This is a genomic window from Desulfobacterales bacterium (assembly GCA_034520365.1).
Classification (GTDB): Bacteria; Desulfobacterota; Desulfobacteria; order Desulfobacterales; family Desulfosalsimonadaceae; genus M55B175.
The window spans coordinates 224142-241232 of record JAXHNP010000003.1; the positions used below are offsets into that span (position 1 = coordinate 224142).

Sequence of the window (17091 nt, forward strand, 5' to 3'; positions counted from 1 at the left end):
GGGACAGCACACCCATTTATAATGGAAAAATCCATATTTAAAGCAGATCGCGCAATATGCGTTCGTCCCAGCTCCGGCTGAAGATACGGCTATCGCCTTCCCAGGCGTCGAGTTCGGCCCGGATATGGAAATAAGTTGGGTCGGATGTCAGAAGGGTGCGGGCAACCGTCCGCACTTCCCACTCGCCCCGTTTAAATCGCCGCACCCACCGTGTCTCTCCCCGAAGCGAGGCGTAATTGTCGTCGGCGAAAACGTAGTTTTCCTCGACTTTCGCAGCGATCTCAAGGTCGATGTCATCCAGGCGGTATACCCCCTCGTCGTTGATGACTTCGAGCCGGGATTCGTCTTTGGCCAGGTTGCGGATCACTGTCCAGGACTGCCGGGTGGGCTGGATAAGAGACTTTCGTGGCGGCGGGGCGCCCTCGGGCGGTCCGAACGGCCGGAGCTCTTCGTCTTTCGGATCTTTTTTTCGCACAGGCAGGAGCAGCCGGCTGGTTTTCGTGTATATGGTGATCCGCGCCGGTTCGGGCGAAGGCCACGCCAGGGGCCAGTAAACCGTGGAAACCGCCAGGCGGATGCGGTTGCCGGCAGGGAATTTCTGGGCGATATCGTTTAGCTGCAACCGGATCCGGTAGCGTTTTCCGGGCTCCAGGGGCTGCGGATTGTCATGCCCGTTCCTGTGGGTCAGGTTGAGCAGGCCGTAGGTCACCCGGGTGGCCTTGTCGTCCGGCAGGATGTCGGACAGGCGCACGGCGATCATGGCCACGGGTTTGTTTGCGGAAAGCTCCAGATCCGCCACAGGCGGACCCAGGATCTCCATGTCTGCTTCGAGCGGATCGGAGTCAAAGACCAGCGCGCCGCCGTCCTCATCGCGCTGGTCGTGGGGAAGGTCCGGCGGCGCGGCATAGGAGCACCATTTGCCCGCAAAAAGGCCCACGCTAAGCGGAGACTGAACCGACAAGGGAATGCTTTCCCCGGTTTTTTCCTCCGGGCCGAGCCAGACAAACCCCAGATGAAGCACCTGCGTGGATATGTTTTTGCCCGGCCACGCGGTCTCCGCAACCCAGCGGCCCGGCCGGTAGTCGTAGTCCGTGGTCGGCGGCACGCTCTCCTGCATCCAGGCCCGGAGCATAGGCTCTTCCATGATCCCGGTCTCCTCTCCCTTGAGCCAGGTGTCCCACCAGCGAATCGCTTCCTGCAGAAAGCCGATGGCCGGGCCGGGATGGCCCATGTGCGGATACAGGTGGCTCCACGGACCGATGAGCCCCTTGCGGGGAACGTCCAGGTTGGCCAAGAGTCGGAAAACCGCGTTGGAATACCCGTCAGCCCAGCCGCTCACGGCCATCACCGGACATTGGATGGCGCTGTAGTCTTCACAGACCGAACCGTGCTTCCAGAAACCGTCGCGCCGCTGGTGCTTTAGCCACCCGGCCAGCCACAAGCCGTTTTTTTCAAGCCGCTCCATCCACATGTCCCGCCATGACTCTCCTACCAGCAGCGGATCGGGCGGACAGGCGTTGTGGCTGAACATGGTCGACGCCCAGGACAGATTGTCGCCCAGGAGGCATCCGCCCATGTGATGCACATCATCCGCGTACCGGTCATCCGTGGAGCAGACCGTGATGACGGCCTTCAGTTCGGGCGGCTGCAGGGCGGCGATCTGCAGCGCGTTGAATCCGCCCCAGGAGATGCCCATCATGCCGACCGACCCGGTGCACCAGGGCTGGTTTGCAATCCATCGGATGACCTCCACGCCGTCGTCGAGCTCCTGCTGAAGGTATTCATCGCGCAGAATTCCTTCGGATTCTCCGGAACCGCGCAAATCGACGCGAACGCAGGCATAGCCGTGGCCGGCCATGTAGGTATGGGTCCGCTCGTCGCGCTCGGCGGTCAGATCGTTTTTGCGGTAGGGAATGTATTCCAGGATCGCGGGGACCGGGTGCTGCAGCGCATCTTCCGGCAGCCGGATACGGGCGGCCAGGCGGCACCCGTCGGACAGGGGGATCCATTCGTTTATTATCTCCCGGACCGGCCGGGGAAAAGAATCGACAGTTTTCACGCAAACCTTCCTCTGGTGCGCTGGTTATTGAAAAAAAACAGGCAAGCGGTTCAGATCGGAGCAAATTCGAAAGGCAGCATCTCCGTGCAACGCACGTACGTATCAAGAAGCGCTTTTCGATCCCGGCCGCCGATGAACAGGTGGCAGATGGCATAGCTGTAGCTGTCCTGCTCCAGCAGATCGGAGAGCTTCATTCCTTCTTTAATCTGCGGGTGGACGACCGTCCCCGGATAGCGCTTTTCCACCCTTTTGATTTCCTCATCCGTTGGCACCCGGGTAACCCGGGCGTCGCCGGAGAAAATGCGCCAGAAGAATTTCGCCGCACACGAAAATTGCCCCTTGCGGCGCGGGAAATCGGGTTTTTCCCCGCAGGCCACCCGTACCGTTGCCTGCTGGTTGGACTGTCCGTCCACCTTTTCGAAAATATCACTATGCGACTGGGAAACCCGGGGATTGATTTCCAGAAGCCAGATTCTATCCTGCTCCAGGTTCCAGAAAAATTCAATATTAAAGGCGCAGTTGTCCAGCCCGGTATGAGCGATGACCGTTTTTGCAATGGCCACCATTTGTCCCTGAACTGCATCCGGCAGCACCGACGGGTATTCGTATCGGAAAAAACTGATGCCGTTTTCGTAGCGCAGTGAATCGACAAAACCCAGCGGCTGGATGTCTCCGTCCAGTACATATCCCTCCAGGGTGCACTGCCAGCCGTTGATGATGCTTTCGGCCAGGAAGAAATGGCTTTCAACATCGGTTATCGACTCTGGAAGCTTTGCCTGTTGCAAAATATAGGTAAACGGTTCGGAAATCAGATGAATCTGGCTTCGGACCTGCACTATCGCCTCTTCAAACTGCTTTTGGTTTTCGATATAAAAACCCAGCATGGAGCCGCAGGCCTTAATCGGTTTGATCCAGAAGGGTTCTTTCAGGCCGATATTTTCCCAGGCACTGTCGTCAAATGGGTCAAAAACCTGAAACCGGGGAATGTGCTGGGGGATTACCTCCTTTTGCACCAGACGGCCCCAGTACTTGTGCTCGCACTTCAGGAGACTCTCCAGTGTGGGGCCGCGCTTGCCAAGCCGGGCGCAGAGTAAAGGAAGCATGGTGCTCACCGGAAAGTCCAGGTAAGCACCGATGCCGTCGATGGTTTTACCGGATTCGGTTTCCCACCGGCGAAGCTGCGCTTCGGCGCGCGCCAGCATGTCCTTGACGGGGAAATCGTAGGTCTCCAGAATTTCGTCCGGATCCAGGACGCCGTAAAAGACGTAGCGTTCGGCATTGCGGATGGATTTGAGCCGGGCCAGGTCCGAATCGGTCAGCCCGATCAGAAAGACGTGTTTATGGGGCATGGATTTTTTTCTCCGGGTGCATGAAAGGGAATTTTCTTTGTGGGATCATTGTTTTTTGAAGTTGTTCCACAGGTTGACCATAAAATCCTGGACGTTGGTCAAAATGGCCACTGCCTGGGCGGAGCCGCGATTGGCCAACTTGTCCGCGCTGAATTCGGTCATGTCCACGATATAGAGATAAACGGGCCGGATCGTCCGGTCGTCCATGACGTGGTAGCTGGGTATCATGTTACCGAATGCGATGGCGTGAAGCTGCGTGGCCATGGCGATCACGGTTGTCGATTTGCGGGCATGAAAGCGCATGGCGTCCTGGGACCGATACGCATCCGGAATCACTTCCGGCAGCGGGCCGTCATCCCGAATGGATCCGGCAAGGACATATGGCACATGGTGCTTTTCGCAGGCATACATGATGCCGTCGGTCAGGTTCAGCTCTTCTATGGCCTTTGCGATGGAGCCTCTCCTGCGTACTTCGTTCAGTAGATCCAGATGATTGTAATGGCCCATGGGCAGCAGGTGCTGGGAATAGATGTCCTGGCCCAGGGCGGTGCGAAAATAGGCGGCTTCCAGGTCATGGGTGGCCAGGGCGTTTCCGGCCAGCAGGGCGTGGCAGTACCCGCTCTCGATCATCCCCTGCATAGCCTCTCGGCTGTCCTTGTCAAAGGCAACCGCCGGGCCCAGAACCCAGCTGATATAGCCGTTGTCCCGGTCGTGCTGCAAAATCCGGTACAAATCGTCGTAAGACCGGGAAAAGGGGGTTTCCCGGGTTCCCCGGGTCCGGAAGGAGAACTTGTCGGTCGTTTGTCCGCCGGGCGGGTCAAAACCGCTCGTATGGACATAGATGCCTTCCTCGCCGTTTTCCGTGCGTCCAATTGCCACCAAGTCACCCTGCCGGACATTTCTGGGCTCAATCACATCCAGAGCTTCGTCCCGCAGAACCAGAACCGCATCCATCCGGCTTTCCGGGGCCAGAAGCCACGATCCGCCGCCCATGTGGACATATTCCGGGTAGTTCGATGTCCCGTGAAAATCTGCCGGAACCACGCCGTCTGTGATAGCGGGTTTGAACCGGGCGGCCGGTGCATTTTTCAGCTCCGGACAGGAGAAGTCCGGCGGGGTATAGGCGGGTAAGATCGTTTGCATGGTGTTTTTCCTGTTATACTAGTTTTAAGGAAATTATCCATCCGGCACGGACGGGCCCTGCACAGGAAATTGCCGGCGTCATTGCCAAATGAATGCAGTAGATGCGCAAACCAGGATAAACCAGGATAAATCTTGTTTTATTCCCGGTTTGCCATTATACTATTAATAATAAACAAACGTGGCGGAACCTGCAAACTTTTCAGCCATATTTTATGGCCATGTCGCCATTTTCAGCAAGTCTTTGCAACCCGTTCCAGGATGGACAACCCATGAAAACAATTACCGATTTTCCCTGCCCGGTCCGGGAAGTGGAGCACGCGTGGATTCCCCTGTCCGACGGCACCCGCCTGGCGGCCCGGCTTTGGATTCCGGAGGCAGCTGATCAACAGCCCGTGCCGGCCATTTTGGAGTACATCCCCTATCGCAAGCGCGATTTTGAAGCCGTTGGAGATGCCATTACCCACGGATATTTCGCCGGCCATGGATATGCCTGCGTCCGGGTCGATCTGCGCGGCGCCGGGGAGTCTGAGGGCGTGCTTCGGGACGAATACCTCCCCCTGGAGCAGCAGGACGGCCTGGAAGTGCTCCGGTGGATCGCTGCCCAGCCCTGGTGCAGCGGAAAGATCGGTATGATCGGCATCTCCTGGGGCGGATTCAACGGCCTTCAGATCGCCGCCCTGCAGCCGCCGGAGCTGAAGGCCGTCATTACGGTGTGCTCGACGGACGATCGCTATGCCGATGACGTTCATTATATGGGCGGATGCCTCCTGGGCGACAATTTGTCCTGGGCGTCGACCATGTTTGCCTACAATGCGTGCCCGCCCGATCCGCTGCTGGCAGGAGAGTCGTGGCGGGACATGTGGATGGAACGGCTTGAAAAAAGCGGGTTGTGGCTGGCCGAGTGGCTTTCCCACCAGCGGCGTGACGACTACTGGCGCCACGGCTCCGTATGCGAGAATTTTGCGGCCATCCAGTGCCCGGTCATGGCGGTCAGCGGATGGGCCGACGGGTATTCCAATGCGGTATTCCGGCTGCTGGCCGGACTCAAAACACCGCGCAAAGGGCTTATCGGTCCCTGGAGCCACAAGTACCCCCAATTCGGCGTACCCGGCCCGGCCATCGGGTTTCTCCAGGAAGCCCTGCGCTGGTGGGATACCTGGCTGAAAGGAGAAGAGACCGGGGTCATGGAAGAGCCTATGCTTCGTGTCTGGATGCAGGACAGCGTTGCGCCCTCCACCCGCTACAAAAAGCGCCCCGGCCGCTGGGTGGCCGAAACGTCCTGGCCATCTGAACGGATCGCCGCAAGGCAGTTTTACCTGGACGGCGCACACCTGCTTTCGGAAGATGCAGCGGCGGCCTCCCCTTACTCATCCCCGGATACAGCCGCGCCGGAACCGGCTGCCATGACCATCCAGTCTCCGCTCAGCGTGGGGTTGTATGCCGGCAAATGGTGCTCCTATGCCGCGCCGCCGGATCTTCCCCACGACCAGCGCGAAGAAGATGGCGGCTCCCTGGTATTCGAAACCCTGCCGCTTGAGGAGCCATTGGAAATTCTGGGCGCACCGGTTCTTCACCTCGAGCTTTCCGCCAGCCGGCCCATGGGCATGGTCGCCGCCCGGCTCTCCGACGTGGCCCCGGATGACAAGGCCACGCGCATTACCTACGGGATGCTCAACCTCTGCCACCGAAACGGGCACGACAAGCCCGAACATCTGGTGCCGGGCCGGACATATACGGTGTCGTTTCCGCTAAACCATATCGCCCAGCACTTTGCGGCCGGCAACCGCCTGCGCCTCTCCATATCCACCTCCTACTGGCCCCTGGCCTGGCCGCCGCCCCGTCCGGTGCGGCTTACGATCCATACCGGCGCAAGCCGCATTACGCTTCCCGGGCGCAAGCCGCAGGAAGGTGACAAGGAGCTTCGCCCGTTTGCCGGTCCCGAAGGCGCCCCGCCGCCGGCCATGACCCGCCTGGCGCCACAGCACCTCAAATGGCGGGTGGTCCGCGATCTCGGTGACGACCTTTCCACCCTCGAAGTGATCAAGGACGAGGGGGTGTTCCGGTTTGATGACATCGATTGGACGGTCGGCAGCAAAACCCTGGAATGGTACTCCTACCAGGGCGATGATTTTGACTCGGTCCGGGGAGAGACCCTCTGGCAGCGCAGCTTTACCCGGGGCGACTGGGGTGTGCGGACTACCACCCGCACCGTACTGACATCCACCGAGAGCCATTTTGTCCTGCATGCCGAACTCGATGCCTGGGAAAACGACGAGCGGGTATTTTCCCGCAACTGGAAATACGAGATCCCCCGGGATCACGTATAATTGTGCGAAAATACCAACAGGAGCAGACCCGTGGCCGCAAAATACACCCTTTTGATCCATGCCGGCTGTGAAGGCATCACCCGGCAATATTACGGCCCCGAAGCCGAACAGGAGCATTTGTTGTTTCTGCGCAAAAGTCTTGCAGCGGGACGGGCGGTGCTGGACGTCGGCGGCCGGGGGTTGGATGCGGTCTGCGCCGCGGTCAAAGTCCTGGAAGACTGCCCTTTGTTCAACGCCGGACGCGGGTCCGTGTTTACCCATGGCGGAAAAATCGAGATGGATGCATCCGTTATGCGCGGCGAGGACCTTGCCGCCGGGGCCGTGGCCGGGGTCACCGGCATCAAAAATCCGGTGCGCGCCGCGGCCTTTGTGCTGGAAAAATCTCCCCATGTCCTGCTCATTGGCCCGGGTGCGGAGCGATTTGCCGAAATCCAGGGCCTGGAAACAGCGGATCCCGAGTATTTCCAAACCGCCAGGCGCCGGGAAGAATACCTTGCAGCCCAAAAGCCGGCCGGGGAGCAGTTCGGCACGGTGGGGGCGGTCTGCCTCGACAGGGCGGGAAACCTCTTTGCAGCTTCGTCCACGGGGGGGATCACCGGCAAGGAGTACGGCCGCGTTGGGGATTCGCCGGTGATCGGGGCGGGTGTTTACGCGGACAACGCTTCCTGCGCTGTCAGCTGCACGGGCGAGGGGGAATTTTTTCTGCGCCGGGCGGCGGCCAAGCGGATCGCCGCCCTGGTGGAGTTCGGCGGGTTTTCCCTGGAAGCAGCCGCTGCGGCGGTCCTGGAAAACATCCGAACGCTCGGGGGAAAAGGCGGTCTCATTGCCGTGGATGCGGCCGGCCGGGCCGCCATCTCCTTTACCACCCGGGGGATGTTCCGCGGCCTGGCCCGGCAGGACGAAGCCGACCGGGTGGCTATGTTCGGCCCGCCGCTCAATTGGCAGTAGGTCGGGCGCGCATGCGCGCCCCGAACAAAAACCAAAATAAGATAAATGAACCAGGAAATACCTGCATATCCGTCACGGCCTGGTCATATCCTGCACCCCGCCTGTCAACGGCGTGGACTCTTTCACCGGCAGCTCCACGGGAGAACTCAGCACCTGGATGGCGATCTGCGGGTCGGTTTCCGGCATAATCTGCTGGGCTTTTTCCGGCAAAAGCACCGGTATGGTAAGATCCTCGTAGGAAAACCGCAGCATCTCCCGAACCTTTCGGTATTTGTCCAGAAGCTCCTTCTGGCTGTCCGCGCCCAGGTAGATAAAGGCGGTGGCATAGCTGTAGCTGTCCTGCTCCGGAATCTCCGAGAGCCTCATCCCGACTTTGCCCTGGATATCGATCAGCATGCCCGGCACTTCTTCGTTGATTTGAAGGATATTTTCTTTGGTTGGGATCCCGGTGATCCGCTTGTCCTGGTATTCCCGAAGGAAAAATTTTCCGGACACCCGGAATTTCCCCTGCCGCTTCGGAAACGCAGGCTCCCGGTTGAGCGCCACGTCGAGCATGATCTGGTGGTTTGAGGCGCCGTCCACCTTCATGAAAAGATCGGAATGCGACTGGGGAATGCGGGTGTTGATCTCCAGAAACCAGATTTTGTCCCGTTTTTCATCCCAGAAAAATTCGAGGTTGAAGGCGGATTGGTCAAAACCGATGTATGTCATAACCTTTTCGGTGATTTCTGTCATTTTTTTTCGCACGCGTCCGGGCAGCGCCGATGGGTACTGATACCGGGAAAAAGTGGTCCGGTTGGAATCCCGGATGGAATCGATAATGCCGTATGTATGCACTGCACCGTTTCGGACGTAGCCTTCCAGGGTACACTGGTGCCCGGATATGATCTGCTCGGCCACGCAAAAGGAGGAATTCACCCGGGCCACTTCCTCGGGCAGCACCACCATGTCCAGCAGGTAGTCAAAAGGCTTGAATAACCCGATTTTCTCCCGCAGGATTCCGACAGCCCGTTTAAAGGCCCTTTTATTGTTGATCCGGAATCCCAGCTGGGAGGCGGTGGATTTGACCGGCTTGATCCAGAAGGGAAAATCAAGGGAGATTTTTTCAAGGGCGTTGTCGTCAAACGGGTCGAACGTGCAAAATCGGGGGATGTGCTCGGGTATGACCTGTTTTTGCTCCAGGCGGCTCCAGTACTTGTGTTCAGATTTCAGGACGCTTTCGAGACTCGGGCCGGGAACATTGAACTTTGCGCACAGAATCGGTGTCATGGTGCTTACCGGGAAATCCGTGTATCCGACAATGGCGTCAACCGGGCCGTCAAAGTTTTGCAGCTCCTTCTCGGCCAGCGCCAGCATGTCGGCCAGCCGGTACTGGCCGCTGTCGATTAAGTCATGAATATCAAGTAAGCCGATAAAGTTGCATTCATCGGCATGTTTAAGGGATTGCAGCATCTGCAGGTTGAAATCATCAAGGCCGATAATAAATACGTTTTTCTTCATTTTCTTCGAATTTTCTCCGATCCATTGTAAAAGACTCGTCAGCCGGTCCGGTACGGAACCAGTTTCCGCTCGGACAGGTAAAATACATCACCGGGTACCAGAACATGCAAGCTTAAATTTTCTATGGAGATGAGCTCTCCTTCGCTGATGGAGGCCAAATTGGTGTGCCGGATGCCCGAGCCGTCCACCACGATGATCAGGCCTGAACCGACGGTCTCCTGGATGTCGCCCTTCCGGATCAGCAGGCCCGTGTCTTCGCCCAGCCCGATGCCCAGGTAGGACGGATTGGCGGCAACCGCCTGGAACAGGCGCCCGATCCGGCTGCGTTTTACAAAGTGGGTGTCGATAATCACTTTTTGAATAAACCCGAAACCGCTGCTCAGCTTGACCTCTCCCTTTCTCAGCGCCTCGTGGCTGCTCCCCTCGTAGATCATGGTATCGGACATGGCCATGGCCCCGGCGCTGGTTCCGGCAATCACCACAGGCTCGTGGATATAGCGTTCATGGATGACATCCAGAAATTCCGTGCCGCCTAAAATCGTGGTCAGCCGCAGCTGGTTTCCGCCGGTGAACAGAAATCCTTCGGCTTCCCGGGCCCGCTGAACCATCTCTTCATGCAGCGCATCTTCCCGTTCCCGGATATCCATCACCCCGACGTTGTCAAACCCCAGGTTTTTAAATGCCTTGATGTACTGCTTCCCGGCTTTTTCCGGGATGCCCGATGCAGTGGGAATGATTTCGATGCGATGGGTGGCGCCGGTTAGCGACTCACAGAACCTCGTAATAATGGCGGATTCAATTTCTGGAATCTCTCCGTTGCCGATTTCCTCTTTGCCGTTGGTTTCGGAAGGAAGATAGAGATCGCCGCCGATAATGAGTAAAATGCCTTTTGTTTTTTTCATAAACTGATTATAATTACTTGTGTGGAGTAAGGCAAGAAAGTATTTTTTTATTTTTGGCCTTCCAAATGGCAGTTTAGGGGTTGAATTTGTATTAATCAATAAGGACAGTTGCAACAAAAGGAAAAGTCGTAATCATGAAAATTTTGGAAACAAGGGTCCTGCGCGGCCCTAATTACTGGTCCAATTGGCGGCACAACCTCATCGTCATGCGCGTTGACTTAGAAGAGATGGAACACTACCCCTCCAACACCATCCCCGGTTTTGCGGAGAGGCTTGAGAAGCTCCTTCCGTCCCTTTATGAGCACCGGTGCTCCCGGGGGTATGAAGGCGGCTTTCTGGAGCGATTGAAAGAGGGAACCTGGATGGGGCATGTAATGGAGCACGTGGCGCTGGAAATCCAGATCCTGGTCGGCATGCAGTGCGGGTTCGGGCGTACCCAGACCGATGTGCCGGAAGGGATCTACAATGTGGCCTTTGACTACGAAGTGGAGCCGGCGGGATTATATGCGGCGCAAGCCGCCTTTGACATTGTCCGGGCCATAATCGCCAAAGAGCCTTATGACGTGGAAAAGGACATCCTGCGCTTGCGCGAAATCCGGGAGGAGGAGCGGTTCGGGCCGAGCACCCAGTCGATTGTCGATGCGGCGAAAAAACGCAATATTCCGCTGCTTAGGCTCAATAATTACTCGCTGGTCCAGTTGGGCTGGGGGGTTTATCAGCAGCGGATTCAGGCCACCGTTACGGGCCGCACCAGCAGCATCGGGCTTGAAATCGCCTACGACAAGGAAGAAACCAAGAACATGCTCTACAACAACGCCTGCCCGGTTCCATACGGGTATGTGGTCTATTCCGTCGAGGAAATGGAAAAGGCCGTCTACCGGCTCGGCTTTCCCGTGGTCATTAAACCCGTGGACAGCCACCACGGCAAGGGCGCCACCATCAACATCCGGAACAAAGACGATGCGAAAACGGCCTTTGAAGCGGCCCGGTATCATTCCAGCCGGGTGATTGTCGAAAAATATATCCACGGAAACGACTATCGGCTGCTGGTGATCGACAACCGGTTCGTCGCAGCGGCCCGCCGCATTCCGGCCCATGTCACCGGCGACGGGAAATCCACTATCCGGGAGCTGATCGACGAAGTCAACAGCGACCCGCGCCGGGGGTACGGGCATGAAAAGATGCTGACCGAAATCACCGTGGACGCCATGACCCTGCGCCTTCTGGAGCAGGCGGGCTATACCGCGGAAACCGTGCTGCCGGAAGGAGAAATTTTCTACCTCAAGACAACGGCCAACCTGAGCACCGGCGGCGTCTCCGAGGATGTAACCGATACGGTGCATTCCTACAACATCTTCATGGCCGAGCGGGTAGCCCGGATTATCGGCATCGACATCTGCGGCATCGACGTGATTGCCCCGTCGCTTACCGAGCCCATCAGCGAAAACAAGGGGGCGATCATCGAAGTCAACGGCGCACCGGGATTTCGCATGCATCTTTCCCCAAACGCCGGCCAGCCGAGAAACGTGGCGGAACCGGTGCTGGACATGCTTTTCCCCGGCGGGCATCCGGCCCGGATTCCCATCATTTCTGTGACCGGCACCAACGGCAAGACGACCACGGTCCGCCTGATCGCCCATATTATGCGAATGAGCGGCAAAAATATCGGCTGCACCACCACAGACGGCATCTACATCCAAAACCAGCTGCTATACAAAGGAGACTGTTCCGGTCCGGAAAGCGCCCGGTTTGTGCTGCGGGATCCCACGGTGGACTGCGCAGTTTTCGAAACCGCCCGCGGCGGAATCCTTCGCTCCGGCTTAGGCTATGACATGGGCGATGTCGGTGTTGTCACTAACGTGACCTCGGACCACCTGGGTCTGAGCGGTATTCATTCCATAGAGCAGCTGACGCGGCTCAAATCAATCGTGGTGGAAAACATCGACCCGGCGGGATATGCGATTTTGAATGCCGATGACGAGCATGTATATTCCATGCGGGAAAATATTGGCTGCAATGCGGCTCTTTTCAGCATGGATCCGGACAATCCCCGGATATATGAGCACTGCGCCGCCGGCGGCCTTGCAGCCGTATACCTGGACGGGAGCATTGTCTTGCGCAAAGGGGACTGGGAAATTATCGTGGACAGGGTGATCAACATCCCCTTGACGTATTCCGGCAAGGCCGTCTTTCAAATTCAAAACGTCCTGGCCGCATGCCTGGCCGCCTTTGTCCGGGACGTGAAGACCGAGGATCTGCGCGCCGCCCTGCAGACGTTTTTTCCGTCATCAGCCCAGCTTCCCGGCCGGATGAATATTTTCGAATTGGAAGGCTTCCGGGTGCTCATCGACTATGCACATAATCCGGCGAGCATGGAAGCGATCGGCCGGTTTGTCGGCACGCTGGGCGTATCTTCCAGCGTGGGCATCGTGGCGGGAACCGGAGACCGGCGGGACGAGGATCTGCGGGCATATGGCCTGGTCGCAGCCCGGCACTTCGACCGGGTCATTGTCTGGGAGGACCACGACTATGCACGGGGGCGCGATAGCCGCGAAATCATGGATCTGGTGATAGAAGGCGCCCGAAGCGTCCAGCCGGAAACCGACCCGCAGATAATATTTGACGAGGATGACGCCGTCGACCACGCCCTCGGGCAAGCCGCCCCCGGTTCGATCATTTGCATTTTCACCGGCCGAATCGAAGAGATGACCGCCAAAATAAAAGCACTAAAGGAGCAGGAAGTGGATTTGACCATCACCCAGGCAGAAATCCCCAATATCGGATTTCAGTCGGAATATCGGCAGTAACTCTTTTGGGCCGCTTCGGTAAACGGTCGGCAAAATTTGCTTTCATAAAAATATAACCAATAAAAGGCGGCTTTACCATTATTTTAAAAAGAACAATGGTTTGTCTATCAAAAACCCCGGGAACCCAAAGAGTTCTTCATGTTCGGGGAACGGGGCATGGTGAAAAAGCATCTTGACCATTTAATCCAGCAGGGGCGTGCCGCCCGTTCCGGAGACCATTATTACCTGATATAGACGCCTGTAACTTCAATTTGCCTTTTGCCTGTCAAAACGATAGGGTAGGCAAAATGCCCTTTTCTGTGCTATACTATTTTTATGTCAATCGGTTTGGAAAGAAACAGCAATGCATGAACTGCCGGTAACCGAACGTATACTCAATATTGTGCTCAAACACGCCGAGCGCAACCGGGTCAGCCAAATTGTCTCGATCACCCTGACCGTCGGCGAGCTGAGTGAACTCGAAGATGAATGGATACAGCATTATTTCGATTACCTGAGCAAGGATACGATCGCCGCCGGCGCAAAACTGAAAATTGAACGCACGCCGATCGTGATTCGCTGTAATGCCTGCGGCCGGAGCGAATCCGTCAGCAAAGCGCAGCTGGGCGAAGTGGTTTGTCCGCAATGCGGGGCGAGTGCCGATTTTACCCTGGTCTCCGGCCGCGAGTACTATATCAAAGAAATGGAGGCCCAGTAATGGATAAGATCAAACTGATTGAGATTAAGGAAGACATTCAAGCAGACAATGCATTGGTGGCCCAGGAACTAAGGGATCGGCTGCTGCGGGAGCAGACCCTGATGATCAATCTCATGTCTTCCCCGGGCTCCGGAAAAACGAGTCTTTTGCTGCGCACCATTGAAGCCCTGAAAGATGAAATCAGCATCGGGGTCATTGAGGCCGACATCGATTCAGTGGTGGATTCCGAAAAAATCGCCGAAACCGGTATCCCCAGTGTTCAGCTGCGAACCGGCGGCTTCTGCCACCTGGATGCCACCATGGTAAAAAAGGGGCTGGATGGCCTGGACAACCCATCCCTGGACCTGGTATTCATCGAAAACGTGGGCAACCTGGTCTGCCCGGCCGAGTTTGACACCGGGGCCATTAAAGATGCGATGATACTGAGCGTTCCGGAGGGTGATGACAAACCGCTTAAATACCCGCTGATGTTTACCAAGGCCAATGCGCTGGTGGTTAACAAAATTGATTATATGCAGCTCTCGGATTTCGATACAACGCGTTTAAAATCCCATGTAAACCGGCTCAACCCGGATATAGCGCTTTTTGAAGTGTCCTGTAAGACCGGAGAGGGCATCAGCCAATGGACGGACTGGCTGAAAAAAACCATAGCCGAGTTCAACGGCACGGCCGGATAAGGGATAGAAAATACGTCGAATTTAAAGGTGTCGGCGGGGGTTGTCAGTGCAGCCCCTACATTGTTTGCATTTTCAATAGGATACTTGTTGTTCCGGACAGAAATTTACCTTGACAAACGGCTTGAGTTCATCTTTAATGCGCGGTAATAATTATAGATTCTTGAGAATCCGACGCATCTTCGCCCAAAACCCGAATTAAGATCAGGGGCCTTGCATGGATCAAAACAGCAATAATGACCGCAATGAATTGGAATTCGGCATCCATCTGGACAATCTGAGCGAATCCGAAACAGAATCCGACCGCCCTGCTGAAGCCACGGAACCGGCTGAGGCGGCGATCAGCCATACCGAATCGACGGAGCCGCACACCGCAGACACAACCGGAGCCAAAGATGCCCCGGATGCCCCTTATGAGCCCCCGGAAAAGGGTGTGGAACAACTGTTTCCGGCAATCAAGGGGATTGAGCAGCAGCTTGAAAATCTGGCCGACGCCTTTGAGAGCAAAATCAAATATGACGAGCACAAGAACAAGGTCATTGATGACCTGCACCAATCCCTTCAGGATTATCGGAACGGGCTTCTTAAAAAATATTTGCAACGAATTTTTACCGATGTCATAAAAATCATTGATGATGCGCGGAAACTGATCGGTCACTATCGGGAGCAGCCCCTTTCCGAGGAAAACAATGCCAAACTGCTCCAGTATTTGGAAGATATGGCCCAGGAACTGGAAGATATGTTTGCCTGGGAAGGCGTGGAGGCGTTTACCACGGAAGGCGATACGCTTGAACCCACCCGCCAGCGCGTGGTGAATAAAATTGAAACCGATGATCCGTTAAAGGATAAAACGATCGCCCAGCGGCTTCGCCCGGGGTATGAATGGGACGGCAAGGTGATCCGCCCGGAGATTGTTTCAATCTATATCTGCAATCGTGAATCCACGGCTGATAATGCTGATAACAAGGAGATCTGATGGAGAAAAAAGGTAAACGCATTTTCGGAATCGACTTGGGCACCACCTATTCTTCCATTTCTTACGTGGATGAGTTCGGAAAGGCAGTGATCATTCCCAATGCCGAAAATGAACGGATTACGCCCTCGGTGGTATTTTTTGACGGGGATTCCGTTGTGGTCGGGGATGTGGCCAAGGAAAGCTCCAAACTATACCCCAATGAAGTGGTCAGCTTTGTCAAGCGGGCCATGGGCGAGCCGAATTTTGTATTTGAATACAATAATGAAGATTACCGGGCGGAAGAAATTTCCGCCTATATACTGAAAAAGCTGGCCCAGGATGCGGAGCAATATCTTGGCGAGAAAGTCACGGACGTGGTCATCACCTGTCCGGCCTATTTCGGCATTAATGAGCGGGAGGCCACCCGGAAAGCCGGCGAGATCGCCGGATTCAATGTCCGTCAGATTATCAACGAACCCACGGCCGCGGCCATCGCCTATGGCACGCTGGACACGCACGAAAGCCGCGTGGTGCTGGTCTATGACCTGGGCGGCGGCACATTTGACGTCACCATGATCGACATTCAAAAGGATTCGGTGGAGGTCGTCTGCACGGGCGGGGATCACAATCTGGGCGGCAAGGATTGGGATGATCGGATCGTCGCCTATATGGTGGAAAAGTACCAGGAAGAGACCCAGAGCCAGGAGGATATCCTGGAGGACCCGGACACCTGGCAGGACCTGCAGCTTTCGGCGGAAAAGGCCAAAAAGATATTAAGTCAGCGGAGCAAGACCCCGATTTCGGTCACCCACGGGGGCGAGCGGGTAAAAATCGTTCTGGAACGGGAAAAATTCGAGGAAGTCACTGCGGACCTTCTGGAGCGGACCATTGATTTTACCCGGGATATGCTAAGCGCCGCCCGGGATAAAGGCCATGAAAAATTTGACGAAATCATCCTGGTCGGCGGCTCCACCCGGATGCCCCAGATTCAGGAGCAGATCAAGCAGGCATTCGAGGTTACCCCGAAGGTGTTTGATCCGGATGAGGCGGTGGCCAAGGGGGCGGCCATTTATGGCTGGAAACTCAGCCTAAACGACGGCCTGATCCAGCGCCTGGCGGAAAAGACCCAGAAATCGGTGGAGGAATTTGCCAATCTCTCGGAAATGATTGAAACCAAGCAGGTCAAACCGGAGGACTTCAAGGCTGCGGCCCAGCAAGTGGCCGATGATACCGGCTACACGCTGCCCACCATTCAAAGCGCCATGCTAAAGGTCAAAAATGTGACCAGCAAAAGCTTCGGCGTGGTCGCGCATAACCCGAAGAACGAAGAAATCATATTCAATCTGGTATTGCGAAATACGGCCGTTCCCATAAGCCGCAAAAAGAACTTCTTTACAGCGGTGGAAAACCAGCAGACCGTTCTCATCCGGATCATGGAGAGCGAAACCAGCAGCGTGGAAATTCCGCTGGACCATGCGGTTGAAATCAAAACCGCGGTATTGAATCTCCCGCCCGAGCTGCCGGCGGATCTGCCGATTGAAATCACCTTCAGCTTAAACGAGGAAGGGCGCCTGCATATCACCGCCCTGGAAACCAGTGAAACCCGGCAGGTGGAGGTGGTGCTGGATACGGCCTCGGTCATTCAGGGTGAGGCTCTGGAAAAGGCCAAGGCCCGCTCCCAGAGCCTGGTGGTTCATTAACGCCGCCCGCCTGTCTTGCAGGCAGATTTA

12 protein-coding genes are annotated in these 17091 nt (G+C 56.4%); 7 read left to right on the plus strand and 5 right to left on the minus strand.

Translation table 11 applies throughout. The features are described from left to right. Nucleotides 1-37: 37 nt before the first annotated feature. The 3 genes from U5L07_04245 to U5L07_04255 are packed head-to-tail and all read right to left on the minus strand — an operon-like array spanning nt 38 to nt 4551. Complete coding sequence (locus tag U5L07_04245; protein ID MDZ7830942.1) at nt 38-2059, minus strand: CocE/NonD family hydrolase; 2022 nt, start codon at nt 2057-2059, stop codon at nt 38-40. Nucleotides 2060-2109: 50 nt separating this feature from the next. Then, on the minus strand, nt 2110-3408 hold the full coding sequence (locus U5L07_04250; GenBank protein ID MDZ7830943.1) for an ATP-grasp domain-containing protein: 1299 nt from the start codon (nt 3406-3408) through the stop codon (nt 2110-2112). A gap of 45 nt (nt 3409-3453) precedes the next feature. Beyond that, on the minus strand, nt 3454-4551 hold the full coding sequence (locus tag U5L07_04255) for a hypothetical protein (protein MDZ7830944.1): 1098 nt from the start codon (nt 4549-4551) through the stop codon (nt 3454-3456). A 269-nt stretch (nt 4552-4820) separates the two neighbouring features. On the opposite strand from U5L07_04255, the gene U5L07_04260 reads away from it, so the two are divergent. Further along, entirely contained in the window at nt 4821-6878 is a 2058-nt protein-coding gene (locus U5L07_04260; GenBank protein ID MDZ7830945.1) for a CocE/NonD family hydrolase, read from the plus strand. A 30-nt stretch (nt 6879-6908) separates the two neighbouring features. After that, a complete protein-coding gene (locus tag U5L07_04265) occupies nt 6909-7826 on the plus strand; it encodes an isoaspartyl peptidase/L-asparaginase (protein MDZ7830946.1) in 918 nt (305 codons plus the stop codon). Nucleotides 7827-7898: 72 nt separating this feature from the next. Here U5L07_04265 and U5L07_04270 read toward each other — a convergent pair whose 3' ends face one another. Continuing rightward, nucleotides 7899-9326, minus strand: coding sequence for an ATP-grasp domain-containing protein (locus tag U5L07_04270; protein ID MDZ7830947.1), 1428 nt, complete (start codon nt 9324-9326; stop codon nt 7899-7901). 38 nt (nt 9327-9364) lie between these two features. Then, nucleotides 9365-10228 carry a cyanophycinase gene (locus U5L07_04275; protein ID MDZ7830948.1) on the minus strand — a complete coding sequence of 288 codons (864 nt, stop codon included), beginning with the start codon at nt 10226-10228 and terminating at the stop codon, nt 9365-9367. 134 nt (nt 10229-10362) lie between these two features. Here U5L07_04275 and cphA point away from each other — a divergent pair, with 134 nt between their 5' ends. The 5 genes from cphA (at nt 10363) to U5L07_04300 (ending at nt 17061) form a co-directional block, all read left to right on the plus strand. Then, the gene (cphA, locus tag U5L07_04280; protein ID MDZ7830949.1) at nt 10363-13035 is read left to right on the plus strand and encodes a cyanophycin synthetase; all 2673 of its coding nucleotides are present in this window, start codon (nt 10363-10365) and stop codon (nt 13033-13035) included. 343 nt (nt 13036-13378) lie between these two features. Continuing rightward, nucleotides 13379-13732, plus strand: a complete 354-nt coding sequence (hypA, locus tag U5L07_04285) for a hydrogenase maturation nickel metallochaperone HypA (GenBank protein ID MDZ7830950.1) — start codon at nt 13379-13381, stop codon at nt 13730-13732. Further along, entirely contained in the window at nt 13732-14409 is a 678-nt protein-coding gene (gene hypB, locus U5L07_04290; GenBank protein ID MDZ7830951.1) for a hydrogenase nickel incorporation protein HypB, read from the plus strand. Before hypA ends, hypB begins: the two co-directional genes overlap by 1 nt. A 214-nt stretch (nt 14410-14623) precedes the next feature. Next, nucleotides 14624-15382 carry a nucleotide exchange factor GrpE gene (gene grpE, locus U5L07_04295; protein ID MDZ7830952.1) on the plus strand — a complete coding sequence of 253 codons (759 nt, stop codon included), beginning with the start codon at nt 14624-14626 and terminating at the stop codon, nt 15380-15382. Further along, complete coding sequence (locus U5L07_04300) at nt 15382-17061, plus strand: Hsp70 family protein (GenBank protein ID MDZ7830953.1); 1680 nt, start codon at nt 15382-15384, stop codon at nt 17059-17061. Before grpE ends, U5L07_04300 begins: the two co-directional genes overlap by 1 nt. The last annotated feature ends 30 nt before the right edge of the window (nt 17062-17091 follow it).

Bases quoted from the DNA above. Each gene is read 5' to 3' on its own strand.
- cphA (MDZ7830949.1), top strand. From the start codon at position 10,363: ATGAAAATTTTGGAAACAAGGGTCCTGCGCGGCCCTAATTACTGGTCC.
- hypA (MDZ7830950.1), top strand. From the start codon at position 13,379: ATGCATGAACTGCCGGTAACCGAACGTATACTCAATATTGTGCTCAAA.
- U5L07_04260 (MDZ7830945.1), top strand. From the start codon at position 4,821: ATGAAAACAATTACCGATTTTCCCTGCCCGGTCCGGGAAGTGGAGCAC.
- hypB (MDZ7830951.1), top strand. From the start codon at position 13,732: ATGGATAAGATCAAACTGATTGAGATTAAGGAAGACATTCAAGCAGAC.
- U5L07_04255 (MDZ7830944.1), bottom strand. From the start codon at position 4,551: ATGCAAACGATCTTACCCGCCTATACCCCGCCGGACTTCTCCTGTCCG.
- U5L07_04275 (MDZ7830948.1), bottom strand. From the start codon at position 10,228: ATGAAAAAAACAAAAGGCATTTTACTCATTATCGGCGGCGATCTCTAT.
- grpE (MDZ7830952.1), top strand. From the start codon at position 14,624: ATGGATCAAAACAGCAATAATGACCGCAATGAATTGGAATTCGGCATC.
- U5L07_04270 (MDZ7830947.1), bottom strand. From the start codon at position 9,326: ATGAAGAAAAACGTATTTATTATCGGCCTTGATGATTTCAACCTGCAG.
- U5L07_04250 (MDZ7830943.1), bottom strand. From the start codon at position 3,408: ATGCCCCATAAACACGTCTTTCTGATCGGGCTGACCGATTCGGACCTG.
- U5L07_04300 (MDZ7830953.1), top strand. From the start codon at position 15,382: ATGGAGAAAAAAGGTAAACGCATTTTCGGAATCGACTTGGGCACCACC.